Raw genomic sequence first — 13,566 nt, forward strand, 5'->3', positions numbered from 1 at the left:
GAACCCCTGATTAATTCGGTGCAACCTCAGGCTTTGCTCGAGTTCGCCAGTAAGGCGCACCCTGCAGGCCACGTCCACGCTGGAGTAGGAGGGTCTGCTGCGAATACGCATTTTGCGCGTGCTGATGGACGTGATTTTGCAGAGAAGGTTGCGGCCTATAATTCCCACCGAACGCCGACTGACGGTCGGCTCCCAGTTTTACGAGTATCCGGGCCACTGGCCCCCGCGACCCTCGAAGCAAGTACCCTGGCTGCGGATGGGCGGCCACTGGCTCGCCGCCGCCGGGTTCAACATACAAGCCCCGGTGCATGTGCGGGTGATGCAAGGCTGTCTGGTGTTGACCGTGGGTCAACCCGAGCAGGAAAGCGGTGAGTCTTCCAGAACAATAAAGCCCCGGCAGCTTGTCCCTGCCGGGGCTTTGGTTATGGGGTCGGAAGAAAAAAAGCGTCCCCTTTTCCCTTGGGGCTTCAGTGGGTTTTCGTGCTAAAACTGTAATGTCAAGACTTGACCCCTACGCCTTTAGTGGCGCTCTACAGCGGTGAAGAACAACTCGGGTTTGACTTTGACGATCAGATTCCATTTTAAGCCGAATATCCGCCAGCCTCAATAATCAACTAGGGGCCGAAAGGCTCCGCCTTTGTATCCGGTTTTTTTTGAGCTGGCTGGCCAATATCATCGCACCGACCACCAACCTCGATATCCACCTCACAAGCAAGCGATTCTGTCGTAGCGACGATACGGATTGGGGAATCCTAAGATAGGAGGCTGGTAAAAACAATAATGAAACCTGGGAAATACTACGGTAGAAATTTGGCAAAAGCATCGTTACGCTACGATCAAAAGTGGGAAAACAAGCGAAAAATTTTGAAATCCTACGCTCTCTGATTTGGCACAAACTACGATCGTGGCGTGGCGCTCTACAGATATGGGCCTGACTCCGAGCCCCTCAATCACAAATATCCGAGCAATTCGAAACGAACACTACGATATCTTCAACTGTTCTTACTGGATTCATATTTTCCACTTCAGATGACCTGGGAATTGTTATATTGCATGTATTTAAAACAGAAACAATAAATTCGTCTAAATCTTCATCTGCTAATCCAAACATGAAAGAAACTTCATCTTTAGGGCAAGGCTTGAATCCTTTAATGCTTTCCTCCTTAACTAGCTTGTCCCAGACAATAGATGGAATGTCGCTTCTGCAATCAAAATAATTAATAAAATCCTTTTTTTGATATTTTTCCCTTGAAGGGATAGTAGCTTTTTGCCGATCATCGAAAGGACCCTCAACGATCAAATGAAATATTTTTTTTATTCTATCTATAAAGCTACTCTTTACCTCATTCACAATTGCCTTCCTCTTCACATTTCGACAAGCAATTTGCTAGTAACGTGGCATCAGCAGCTAATAAAATCCATCCAATATAAGGAACCCCGCGAGCAACAAATCTAGAAACAGACCTAGTTCGGGTAATTCTCCACTTAGAACCAGTTCCAGGACCTCCACTGATAGTCCTGACTCCTCGTGGGTATCTAGTACGTGAAAACTTCCTGTTTCCAAACACTCTATCAGTTACGCGCCCAGCAGCAGAAGTCCCTGAAGAAGAGTTAGGAGTTCTAAACCTTTTTGAATCTGGGAGCGGTTGACCTGCTGCGATTATCGCGACTGGGCCTGCTGCACCATAGAGAAAGGCCCCACAGCCGCAAGGGTCTTCAACACCTTCACCGGAAAAGTCATAGCCGGCGGAGTAATTCCCATTTCGATAATTTGCATAATCAATATCCCACCGATCTAGCCCAGTCGGATCAAAGTACCTAACTGGATTCTGCCCAACGTAACCGTAGGTATTTATGCCACCATCAAGACCGATGGGGTCGCTCTGTAAATACCTTCCAAGACTCGGATCATAATCCCTAAAGTAGTTGTAGTACCGCCCTGTCTCCTGATCATAGTACTGCCCCGGGAAACGCAGGTTTATGGTAAAGTGCACCCCGTCCCCGTCCGGATTTTCGTCCGGTGATGCTGTACCAAAGGGCTCTCCTTGAAGGTCCCAGCTCCAGACGGCTGCTTGCTGTGCAGTATCAATCACTGCTCTCGGTGTACCCAGGTGGTCCGTCTCTATGGCGTAGTGGGTTGTCGATTCAAGTATTGCCAGCGGTAGGTTATCCACCCAAACGTACTCTTTGATCAATTCTCCATTGGCGGTGTATTCGCCCAACAGTTGCCCCGCCGGGTTGTAGGTGAACAGCCGGGTATCGCTTGCCGTGATTTTGGCCACTCGTTCACCAATACCGTTGTATTGGTTGTTCAGCACGGTGGTGTCGTCGTTCCTGGCTTCCACCAGGCGATTGCGGTCATCGTAAATAAACTTCTGTCCGCCACCGGTGTCCAGGGTGTTGCCGTTGGCATCATAACCGCGGCTGGTGCCATCTATGGCGCTTAGGCGATGGCTGTCGGCCGCGTAACTGTAGGCCTCTGTTGTTGTGTCGCTGGTTTTGCTGAGGCGGTTGCCGCTTTTGTCGTAGCTGTAGCCATAGAGGCTTAGGGCCTGGGCGTCCTGGACTTCAGTCAGCCGGTACAGGCTGTCGTACTCGAGGCTGCGCTCGGCTGCGCTCGGGCTATTGCCGATCTGGGTGATATTGCCCATATCGTCCAAAGTAAAGTGTAACTGGAGGCCGGTGGCCAGGCTACTCTGGATAGCCGTTGGCCGGTAGTCCTGGTCCAGGGTTCTGTCCTGGGTGTGGCCGTTGCCGTAGTCCAGTCGCGTAGCCGGACCGAAGGGGGTATAGCCGATATTCGCAATAAGGTGTTCGGGTCCCTGCCCCTCCACATCGAGGCTGAGTGCGGCGATTCTGCCCTGAGTATCCCGAGCGTAGCTTATCTGTTTGCCACTGGGATAGGTAATGCCGGTCAGTTGATCAGCCAGGTTGTATTGGTAGCGGGTGGTCAGGGTGATGCCGCCGGTGATCTGTTTTTTTTGCGTGAGGTTGCCGCGGTTGTCGTAACAATAGCGAGAGGTGCCGCTGGCATCCGCCATGGTGGTGAGGCGACCTGTCGGGCTTGAGTTCTGGCAACCGGTCTCGCTGTCGGGCTGGTCGTACTGGTAGCTTTCGTCCAGGCTGCTGTCCGGATACTGAACGCCGGTAGGGCGGTTGATGGCATCGTAGGTGTATTGGCTGGTGACACCCCGGGCGTCGGTCTGGCTGCGGCGATTACCGGCCGGGTCATAGGTGTAGGTGGTGATGCCGGTGTCGGGGCTGTCCCGTTGAGTGAGCTGGCTCCAGGTGTTGTAGCTATAGACGGTGTTCAGGCTGTTGGGGTCGGTGACCTGGATCAGGTTGCCGACGGCATCATAGCTGAGGCGTGTTTCGGCGGCAATGTCGTCGCTGTCTCGAATGGTTTTAACCAAGCGACCCAGGGCATCATAACCGCGCTGGGTGTTGCTGCTCAGGGCGTCGGTGGTTTGGATCAATCGGCCGGCAGCGTCATAGCGATAGAGAGTGCTTTGCTGTTGCGCGCCGAGAGTTTCCTCAAGGCGGTTCAGTTGGTCGAAGGTGCGGCTGAGGCTCGATTTGAGCGTGCCGCTGACATCGACGATTTCCTCTTTGCGACGGTTGCCCTGGGAATCCAGGGTGTACTGGACCTTGCCGCCGTCGGCATCCTCAATCTGGATCAGGCGGTTGCGTTCGTCATAGGTGAAGATCAGGAAGCTGTCATCCGGTGCGGTGATCCGGGTGAGATTGCCCCGGTTGTCATACTGATAACGGGAAACGGCGTCGTCTTCGCTGCTCTGGTTATCCGGACCAAGAACCGTTTGTTCCAGCAGCCAGCCTCGAGAATGGTAGCTGTACTCGAGTATGGTGCCGTTTTCGTCCTGGACTTTGGTGAGACGACCGCTTGAATCGTAGTTCAGGTAGTCGATGGTGTGACCGAGAGCATTTTCGATCTGTTTCAGGTCACCGATTCTATGGCAGGTACCACCGCTGGCACAGCCGCTCTGGTCTGTGGTGGCGTAGTAGCGGTAGGTGGTGATGTCCCCCACGTCGGTTCTGGGGCCATCCGCGGTACGCACCAGGGCGGAATCCGGACAGTCGGCTTCACCTTTGCAGTAGGTAAAACGGGTGGTGGCGAAGGTGCCGTCCTCTTTTTTACGCTTGACGGTGGCTACATTGACGGGATTGTTTTGCGCGTCACGCACAAACTCATATTCGGTGCGGAAGATTTTTTGCGGGTCGCTGCTGGAAACGGTTTCTTCGCTGGCGATCCAGCTGCCGTCGTAGGTCCAGCTTGTGCTGATGGTTTCGCCGGTTTCCAAAGTAACACTTTCGCTGGTTCTTTGCGCCAGGCCGTTGTAGGTGTAGTCGGTGGCGGTAAGCAGGGCCAGGCTGCCATCGGCTTGCTTTTGCCAGACTTCGCTGCGCAGGCGGTCTTTGCTGTCGTTGTAGATATAGCGCAGCTGGTTGCCGAGGGGATCGGTGCGCTCGGTGAGGTAGCCGACTTCGTCGAATACGAAGGTACTGCTGCGGCTGTCGAGCACCGCTCCCGCGGCATCGCGGACGGTTTCGGTGATCTGGGTGGTGCCGGTTTCCACATAGGAGAGGGCGATGGTGTTGCGGCCCTCTTCCTGCTTTGCCACCCGCCCCTCGTTGTCGTAGGTGTTGGTGACCCAGACACCACCCTGTCCTTTTTGCAGGCCGGTAAGGCGGTGGGCGTCGGCGGCGTCTTCATATTTGAAGTTGTGCTGGTAGTTGTCCAGGCCGCTGACCTGGATCAGATTGCCCCGAGTAGCGCCGTTCCAATCGTCGTGGGTGTAGTCGATACGGCGGCCGTCGCTGGCGATAATATGGGTGAGGCGGCCGGTTTCCTCGTTGTAGTAAAAATCCAGCGCGGCGCCGCTCAGAGCGCCATCGGCGCCTCTCTCCTGAATACGGCTCAGGCGGGGCTGATAGGCCACGACCATGGGGTTGTCCGGGTCGATGCTGTTGGGCGAGGTGCCGACCAGCGGCAGGCGACCGCGCTCGTCGTAGATCAGTTGGTGGCTCTGCCCTTGTTGGTTTTGCACCGACACCAGACGCCCGTCGGCGTCAAAGCGGTCGGTGCGGCCCAGGGCATAGGCATAGGTGTAGCTGCCGTCCTGGTGTTCGCTGAGGGTGCCCTGGGGGGCATCGCGGGGGGTGACATAGGCGCCGCCGGTAAACACGAAGGTATGGCGCATACCGCAACCGGTGCGCAGCAGTACCGAGCCGTCGGGGTATTCGAACAGGCGGCGGTCGAGATCGAAGGCCCAGCCGTAGCCGAGGGCGGTATCGAAGCGGGAGCGGCTGTCGAAGCGGCGAACCAGGCGGATGGGATAGTTGCTACCGATGGTGAGGTCGGTGTCTTTTAAATAAAAACCGCCATCGAAAGCGTAAATGGGGTCGCCCATGGAGCCGTCGCCACTACCACCAGCGCCTCCAGAACCACCGGCACCGCCACCACCACCATCACCGCCACCACCACCGCGGCACTGGCAGGCGTCTAGACAAGGTGGGGGAGGCTCTTGCGGCGGTGGGGGAGGGGGGCCACCGGCGGAGCTGCCGCCGAAGTCGTGGGCGCTGGTATTGGCATTGAGTAACAGGCTTAGCAACAGGGTGGTGGAGGCCGTGCTGATGATTCCCCGAATGTTCATGGTCGTTCCTGCAGGTGTGTATTTTTTGTCGTTTGCTTATGCGTGGTGGCGGCTCTCGCTGAGCCGGCCCCGAAGTTTTTTACACCCCGGCCAGGGCCCGATATTGGGCGTAGGCTTTGTCGGCTGCCTTTTCGTCTCCCAGTTCCGACAGGGCCTGCCCCCGGCGCAGATGAATTGCCGCTCTCTGGGGGCTCAGCCTGGCCGCCTGGTCGTAGGCTTCCAGAGCCTGTTGCCACTGGCCCCATTCGCGCCAGATATCGCCTATGATCAACCAGCCGTCGACACTGCGGGGCTTCTGCTGCAAAAACAGGTCCGCCTGTTGGTAGGCGGGTTCCAGCTTGCGTGCGCGATAGTAGTGCTGGGCCAGCTCCAGCCGCTGTTCGGCGCTGCGCTCTGTGGAGTGGATTTTTTCCAGTTCCTGTAAGCGCTGGTGGTGATTGTTTTCGGCCGCCGACAGCGCCAGGGGCGACCCCAGGGACAACAGTGCGGCGATAAGGCCTGTTAGTAGGTGTGTTTTTAGTATGTCTGTTTTCATTGTTCCAATCCTTTACTGGTCGGGTTTTATATCGCCGATCACTGATGCTCCACCCAGACTTTTAGGGTGGCGGTACCAAAGTTGCCCTCATAGCCGCGGATATTGACCGTGATATAGTGCTCGCCCTCGTTGACTGTGCTGCTGTCCCATTGCCAGGTGATGGGGATAAAGCCCACTTCGTTTTCAAAGGCGAAGGTGCCGTCGACAAAGAACACGGGCTCGAAGCGACGGGCCAGGAGCCGGGCGCGGTCTTTCTTCGCCACGTCCAGGCGGATGGGCACCTTGCCGGAAACAACCCAGCGCCCTTCTTTATCCCGCTTCGCATCGGTGGCGAGTTTCAGCGTGGTTTCGAAGTCTCCCCGGCTCTCCAGCGGTTGGTCCGTGTGGTAGTACATGCGTTTTGTTTGCAGCTGAGTGGCCGTTTTTTTACGAATATCGTCCGCGGGCACGTCGGCAAAGACTATCTGGCTGGGCCCGGGACCAAGCAGCAGGGTGTTGTCGCTGAGACTGTAGGCGGTGACGGCCAGATTTAGTTTGGGGTGTTTGCCGATATTCAGGGCACGGGAAATATCCCAACCGTCCCAGGGTTCGGTCTGCACACCGCTGTTGCGCGGAACCCAGTCGAGCAGGGTACGCAGCAGGGGGCCGCCCTCTTTGAGACCCAGGCGGATACTGACGCGGGCGGGTTTTTCAAGATAATAACGCACAAGGCCCCGCTCCCTGTCCCAGCTTACATCTTTGACCGCGAGTGCCTCGTCTCCGCTCAGATCGGTGAGATCGTGGGTAACTTCCTCCCCATTGCTTTGCGCGGTCAGGGTGTAGCTATAGGCCTCCGGGGGCAGTAAAACGCCCTTTAGATCCCTGCCATCCCACTGCAGCTGTTGATCACCAGCGGCGAGTTGGCCACTGGCGATCCGTTTGACCAGGCGATCCCGGCCGTCGTAGATGTTCAGGGTCACTTGCGCCGCCTGGTCGAGGTTGAAGTGGATAACGGCTTTTTCCTGCTGCGCCGGGTTGAAGCTGCGCTTTTCCGCACTTACCCGGGTAATTTCAACGCCCTGCGCCAGGCTGGATAGCAGGGACAGCGCCAGTAGCCATACTGCTCTTCTCATTGGCTGTTCTCCTGCACTGGCGCCCACACCGGCTGCCGCGCACCGTCCTCGCTGTTGGTCAGGGGGCGTAGGCTATTGGCGGCGATATCCAGCAGCCAGAGGTTTATATTGCCATCGCGAGTGGATTGAAAGGCCAGTTGGTCGCCGGCGGGGGACCAGGCGGGGCGGGCGTCCAGTGCCGGGTTTTGTGTCAATTGCCGCGTCTCGCCGTCCGCCTGGCGCAGCCAGAGTTCGTAATTGCCCGATTGGTTGCCGGAATAGGCGAGGGCGCCGTCTTTGCGCACGGCCAAATCAAAGTGATACAGGGCGTTGACGGTCAACTGTTCGGTACTGCGGCTGGCGAGGTCCACTTTCCAGATATCGTGCGCCTGGCCGCCGTCACCAGAGAGGAAGTAGAGGGATTGTCCATCCGCGGACCAGGTGGGTTCGTGCTGGAGCCTCGGCATGGAGGTCAGTTTGTGCAGTTTGCGGCTGTGGAAATAAAACACATAAATATCGTTGTCGTCGATACTGCCGGAGGTACTCAGGGAAAAGGCGAAGCTGCCGCCTTTGGGGCTGAGCACGGCATCGAGAATATTGGGCATCGGCGCGGCGATGGTTTTTGTGTCTCCGCTTTGGGTATCCAGGCGGTAGAGCCGGCCATCGTGCCGGTTGACCAGCAGGTGCCGGCCATCGGGATACCAGGAGATACGGGAAACGTCACTGCCGAAGCGGGTGAGTTGTGTGGATGGCCGCTTATCGGCGTCTGTGAGCCAGACTTCCCAGTAGCCGTCGGCAACGCCCAGATAGGCGATGTCGTCCGCAACAGCCATAGAGGAGCCCCCGGACAGCAGTAAGGTGGATAACAGTGTTGATACGACTTTGTGTTTCATAATGTCTCTTATGGCTATTGGCGCTGACGTCTAGCGATATAAATTGACCACACCCCGGTACAGGGTGCTTTCCCCGGTTTCCGTTGAGCGCGCCTGGATGGCGAAGGTGTAGGCACCTTCCTCTCCCACTAGCACCGCATTGGGATCGGCCAGGTCGTAGCCGCGCCATTCCACTTCGTGCTGGATGGGTTCGCCACTTCCATCCTGCGCCTGTTGCAGAACGTCATCCACCAGCACAATGGCCGAGGGGTCCTGCGGATCTACGATACCCGGCGGCAGGAGGCTGAAGGTGACGTGGGCATCGTTGCTGATCCGGTAGGCCATACGAGTCAGTTGCTCGTAGCTGTGGCTGACCAGATAGGGATCGGATTTCACTTCGATATTGGGTGCTACGGCGGCGCCGCTGATGAGTGGTGCGGTGCCCGCTAGGTAGATGGCGGTGCTGCGCAGTGACTTTGGCACTGGGTAATAAATAGAAACGGGGGATTCGACGATACGGCCACTGGGATCACGCCCATCCCAGTAGAGCCAGTGCTGGCCCTTGGAATAAAACACGTCTTCGAACGCATAGAAGGCAGATTCGCCATCCGGGGTGACTTGCATACTCACCAGGCTCGGACTCGCCACATTCACCGAAATCTTATAAAAGTCATTGGCATAAGTGTTGTAGCGGTTGGGCATGGAGCCGCTCACACTGCCCTCTCCTCCGGGTTGCGGCACGTTGTAGACAAAATCGTCGAGTCCGTTGTTGACGCGCAGCATGACGTAATACAAGCCCTCGGCCTGCAGTGTGTTCTCATTGTCACGCCCATTCCAGAAGATCGGATACTCACCGGCCTGGGGATAGCTCTCATCCGCTTGGTAAACGAGCGTATTGTCAACATCCCTGCGGATCTCGATGGTGACATTGGCGGCTCTGCTTAGAGTGAAACTGCCCAGCGCCTGTTCCCCTTTCAGTGGATAGAACTTTGCTACTGTGAGATGTACCACAGTCCGGCCGAAGGCCCCTACCCAGTAATTACTGAAATCCACCTGCGGTGAAGTACTCGTAGCGGTGTAGATTTGCGTTCCTATTACCGCCTCATCCACTGTGCCCCACCAGTTACCAGTGGCATCCAAAGTGGTATTTTCGGGATCGCCAAAATTGGTGGTATAGAAGTCGTACTGCGTGTTGCCGTAAAGGTTATTGCCGGTGACTACCGGTTGGGGATTATTGGCCGCACTACCATCCCCTCTGACAAAGAGTCCGTAGTCGTTTGAGGTGATTTCATTCCCATCGCCGATCAGGGGGTTGCTGCCGGCGTCCACGTAGATGCCGTAGGTATTAAAGCGGAACAGGGAATTGCGCACCCTGCCTTGCCCGCCGTTAAAGTGGAGGCCGTACTCGGCCCCCTCAACCCGGGCATAGTTGAAATCGACGCTGCCGCCGGCAATCACTTCAATACCGTACCACTGCCCACGGGCGCTTGTCCCTGAGAGCGGGGCAAAGACCACTTCCGAGTCCACGGTGCCCTGGGCTAGCAGAGTGCCCGCTACCTGTAGTTTTTGATCGGGGTCAGCTAGCAGACTAGCGCCGGCCTCCAGGGTCAGGGTGACTCCGGGCTCTACCACTGAGTTCTCCAATAGCAGATAGCGACCGGCGGGCAAAACGGTATCTTCGTCAATCGACCCGGACAGAGGGAGACCATTATAAGCGGGCTGGCCATTAAAGCTATCGAGATAGCCGCCGTAGTTCACCAGTGGCGAGCTTGAATTGTCATTTCTGTCGTAAATGGAAGAGGCGATAACCGCTGGCTCTGTACTGCCCCACCAGTTACCAGTGGCATCCAGGGTGGTATTTTCGGGATCGCCAAAATGGGTGGTATAGAAGTCGTAATACGTGTTGTTGTAAAGGTTATTGCCGGTAGCTACCGGTCGGGGATCATTGGCCGCACTACCATCCCCTGTGACAACGAGTCCCCAGCTGTTTAAGGTAATTTCATTGCCAGCGCTGATCAGAGGGTTGCTGCCGGCGCGCACAGAAACGCCGGTATTATTAAAGCGGAACAGGGAATGGCGAACAGTACCTTGGCCACCGTTAAACTCAAGGCCGAACCGGGCCCCCTCAACCCGGGCATAGTTGAAATCGACGCTGCCGCCGGCAACCACTTCAATACCGTACCACTGCCCACGGGTGCTTGTCCCTGAGAGCGGGGCAAAGGCCACTTCCGAGTCCGCGGTGCCCTGGGCTAGCAGAGTGCCCGCTACCTGTAGTTTTTGATCGGCGTCAGCTAGCAGACTAGCGCCGGCCTCCAGGGTCAGGGTGACTCCGGGCTCTACCACTGAACTCTCCAATAGCAGATGGCGACCGGCGGGCAAAACGGTATCTTCGTCAATCGATCCGAACAGAGGGAGGCCATTATAAGCGGGCTGGCCATTTAAGCTATCGAGATAGCCGCCGTAGTTCACCAGTGGCGAGCTTGAATCGTCATTTTTGTCGTAAATGGAAGAGGCGATAACCCCTGGCTCTGTACTACCCCACCAGTTACCAGTGGCATCCAGGGCGGTATTTTCGGGATCGCCAAAATCGCTGGTATAGAAGTCGTACCGCGTGTTGCCGTAAAGGTTATTGCCGGTGACTACCGGTTGGGGATTATTGGCCACACTACCATCCCCTCTGACAAAGAGCCCGTAGGAGTTTGAGGTAATTTCATTACCAGCGCTGATCAGGGGGTTGCTGCCGGCGTCCACGTAGATGCCATAGGTATTAAAGCGGAACAGGGAATTGCGCACCCTGCCTTGCCCACCGTTAAAAAAGAGGCCGAGCCAGGCCCCCTCAACCCGGGCATAGTCGAGATCGACGCTGCCGCCGGCAATCACTTCAATACCGTACCACTGCCCACGAGTGCTTGTCCCTGAGAGCGGGGCAAAGACCACTTCCGAGTCCGCGGTGCCCTGGGCTAGCAGAGTGCCCGCTACCTGTAGTTTTTGATCGGGGCCAACCCGCAGACTAGCGCCGGCCTCCAGGGTCAGGGTGACTCCGGGCTCTACTACTGAGCTCTCCAGCATCAGATGGTGACCGGCGGGCAAAACGGTATCTTCGTCAATCGATCCGGACAGAAAGAGACCAGCGGGCTGGCCATTTAAGCTATCGAGATAGCTGCCGTAGTGCACCAGTGGCGAGCTTGAATCGTCATTTCTGTCGTAAATGGAAGAGGCGATAACCCATACCTCTGTACTACCCCACCAGTTACCAGTGGCATCCAGGGCGGTATTTTCGGGATCGCCAAAATCGCTGGTATAGAAGTCGTACTGTGTGTTGCCGTAAAGGTTATTGCCGGTGACTACCGGTTGGGGATTATTAGCCACACTACCATCCCCTATGACAAGGATGCCCCAGTCGTTTAAGGTAATTTCATTGCCAGCGCTGATCAGGGGATTGCTGCCGGCGCGCACATCAACACCGGTATTATTAAAGCGGAACAGGGAATTACGCACCCTGCCTTGCCCGCCGTTAAAGAGGAGGCCGAACCGGGCCCCCTCAACCCAGGTATAGTTGAAATCGACGCTGCCGCCGGCAATCACTTCAATACCGAGCCACTGCCCACGGGTGCTTGTCCCTGAGAGTGGGGCAAAGACCACTTCTGAGTCCGCGGTGCCTTGGGCTAGCAGAGTGCCCGCTACCTGTAGTTTTTGATCGGGGTCAGCTAGCAGACTAGCGCCGGCCTCCAGGGTCAGGGTGACTCCGGGCTCTACCACTGAACTCTCCAGCAGCAGATGCTGACCGGCGGGCAAAACGGTATCTTCGTCAATCGATCCGGACAGAAAGAAACCAGCGGGCTGGCCATTTAAGCTATCGAGATAGCTGCCGTAGTTCACCAGTGGCGAGCTTGAATCGTCATTTTTGTCGTAAATGGAAGAGGCGATAACCCATAGCTCTGTACTACCCCACCAGTTACCAGTGGCATCCAGGGTGGTATTTTCGGGATCGCCAAAATCGCTGGTATAGAAGTCGTAATACGTGTTGTCGTAAAGGTTATTGCCGGTGACTACCGGTTGGGGATTATTGGTCACACTGCCATCCCCTGTGACAACAAGTCCCCAGCCGTTTAAGGTAATTTCATTACCACCGCTAATCTGCGGGTCGCTGTTGAGATAGATAGCTACCCCGGACCAGCTGCCGCGAATAGTATTGCCGGCAATCTCTGGGGCGATGCGGGCCTCAGCGAAAGCGCCCACTGTCCGAATACCGACGGCATTGTTTAAAAACTCGGAATTGCGCACCGAGCCATCACCACCATTAAAGTGAATACCGTTCTGCGCACAGTGCACCTCGGCGTGTTCCAGGGCTGCGCTGGCCCCTGCAACCACTTCAATACCCGGCCAGTCCGATCGTCTGCTATTGATACCATTACAGTCCGCTGCCGTCGGCTTGAACAGCACTGGATTCTCGATAAGCCCAGCCACCTTAAAATAACCGGAAACACTCATCCGGTAATTACCATTTACCAGGACCTCAACACCCGGCTGAATCCAGAGGGTTACGTTTTCAAGGACGTTCAGATCGCCTTTGAGGATATAGGGAGAGCCATCCCCCTTAGTCCACACAAGGGTGTTTGATATATCTCCGGACCACTCTCGTTCGAGCGTATTGGTGTAGCTGCTAGCCACACTGTTCGAGGCAACAGTTTGCCAGGCATCCGTCGCAGAAATCGCATAGATGGAGTTGTCACCATCCTGCAGAGGGACCCAGGCTGAGAAGACACCGCTTTCATCAGCAACGATACTTCTTGTTAGCCGACCATTGACAAAAAAACTGACCGTTGAGCCCGGCGCCGCAGAGCCAGTTAGTGTTGCCGGGTTGGTATCGCTCTGGGCATTTATCGCATCTAGTACCGGGGCCCCTATGTCACTGCGAACCTCCCTTTGCGCCTCAGTTTGGCCTTCATCTCTGGCAGGAGCATATTGAATGCTTTGGAATTCGGAGGAGTCTGCAGAGATCGCGCTCAAAGCGCGGATACGATTGTCGCCGGCAGTCAGTGCCACAATCACGGTAAATTCGCCGGTAGCATTGCTCCGGGTTTGCACCACCGTTGAATTATTGAGTTCGATATCAATGGCTTCATTGGGTTGGCCGGAAAGCCCACTAATATACAAATCGGGTGAATAGACTCTTTCCGATACGGGATAAAGCAGGACTTCTGCCTGGGCGCCTACGGAAAATGCTGCAATAGATATCCAGATTACTGCCAGCAGGCCAGCTTTCGCGTGCTGTGTAACTCTGGCAAAAGGGCTCTGCCATTTGACCACGCTTAATCGACCCTTCATTCCATTAACCTTTTAATGTTGGTATAACGCATCGATAGAAACCGGGAAATACCCCGACCGATTTATGA

The 13,566-nt window shown here is 56.0% G+C and carries 7 protein-coding genes; 1 reads left to right on the forward strand and 6 read right to left on the reverse strand.

Translation table 11 applies throughout. From position 1 onward, the window contains the following. Nucleotides 1-124: 124 nt before the first annotated feature. Nucleotides 125-487: a SymE family type I addiction module toxin gene (locus ABVT36_RS13245; protein ID WP_368457037.1), complete on the forward strand. Its 363-nt coding sequence runs from the start codon at nucleotides 125-127 to the stop codon at nucleotides 485-487. A 459-nt stretch (nucleotides 488-946) separates the two neighbouring features. Here the strand turns inward: ABVT36_RS13245 and ABVT36_RS13250 are convergent, their stop codons facing one another. The 6 genes from ABVT36_RS13250 to ABVT36_RS13275 form a co-directional block, all read right to left on the reverse strand. Beyond that, complete coding sequence (locus ABVT36_RS13250; protein ID WP_368456994.1) at nucleotides 947-1,351, reverse strand: hypothetical protein; 405 nt, start codon at nucleotides 1,349-1,351, stop codon at nucleotides 947-949. Further along, nucleotides 1,344-5,672: an RHS repeat-associated core domain-containing protein gene (locus tag ABVT36_RS13255; protein WP_368456995.1), complete on the reverse strand. Its 4,329-nt coding sequence runs from the start codon at nucleotides 5,670-5,672 to the stop codon at nucleotides 1,344-1,346. The genes ABVT36_RS13250 and ABVT36_RS13255 overlap by 8 nt, the downstream gene beginning before the upstream one ends. A gap of 79 nt (nucleotides 5,673-5,751) precedes the next feature. Then, nucleotides 5,752-6,207 (reverse strand): tetratricopeptide repeat protein, encoded by a 456-nt coding sequence (locus ABVT36_RS13260; RefSeq protein WP_368456996.1) that lies wholly within the window; start codon nucleotides 6,205-6,207, stop codon nucleotides 5,752-5,754. Between the two features lie 38 nt (nucleotides 6,208-6,245). Further along, on the reverse strand, nucleotides 6,246-7,319 hold the full coding sequence (locus ABVT36_RS13265) for a FlgD immunoglobulin-like domain containing protein (protein WP_368456997.1): 1,074 nt from the start codon (nucleotides 7,317-7,319) through the stop codon (nucleotides 6,246-6,248). After that, the gene (locus ABVT36_RS13270) at nucleotides 7,316-8,191 is read right to left on the reverse strand and encodes a TolB family protein (protein ID WP_368456998.1); all 876 of its coding nucleotides are present in this window, start codon (nucleotides 8,189-8,191) and stop codon (nucleotides 7,316-7,318) included. The genes ABVT36_RS13265 and ABVT36_RS13270 overlap by 4 nt, the downstream gene beginning before the upstream one ends. Before the next feature lie 30 nt (nucleotides 8,192-8,221). Then, nucleotides 8,222-13,498 carry a right-handed parallel beta-helix repeat-containing protein gene (locus ABVT36_RS13275; protein WP_368456999.1) on the reverse strand — a complete coding sequence of 1,759 codons (5,277 nt, stop codon included), beginning with the start codon at nucleotides 13,496-13,498 and terminating at the stop codon, nucleotides 8,222-8,224. Between the last annotated feature and the right edge of the window lie 68 nt (nucleotides 13,499-13,566).

Origin of the sequence: Microbulbifer sp. TYP-18 (genome assembly GCF_040932045.1) — a bacterium.
Lineage (GTDB): Bacteria > Pseudomonadota > Gammaproteobacteria > Pseudomonadales > Cellvibrionaceae > Microbulbifer.

What these genes read in the sequence shown, in the direction of transcription:
- ABVT36_RS13255 (WP_368456995.1), bottom strand. Translation starts at nt 5,672, where the DNA reads ATGAACATTCGGGGAATCATCAGCACGGCCTCCACCACCCTGTTGCTA.
- ABVT36_RS13245 (WP_368457037.1), top strand. Translation starts at nt 125, where the DNA reads ATGGACGTGATTTTGCAGAGAAGGTTGCGGCCTATAATTCCCACCGAA.
- ABVT36_RS13260 (WP_368456996.1), bottom strand. Translation starts at nt 6,207, where the DNA reads ATGAAAACAGACATACTAAAAACACACCTACTAACAGGCCTTATCGCC.
- ABVT36_RS13270 (WP_368456998.1), bottom strand. Translation starts at nt 8,191, where the DNA reads ATGAAACACAAAGTCGTATCAACACTGTTATCCACCTTACTGCTGTCC.
- ABVT36_RS13275 (WP_368456999.1), bottom strand. Translation starts at nt 13,498, where the DNA reads ATGAAGGGTCGATTAAGCGTGGTCAAATGGCAGAGCCCTTTTGCCAGA.
- ABVT36_RS13265 (WP_368456997.1), bottom strand. Translation starts at nt 7,319, where the DNA reads ATGAGAAGAGCAGTATGGCTACTGGCGCTGTCCCTGCTATCCAGCCTG.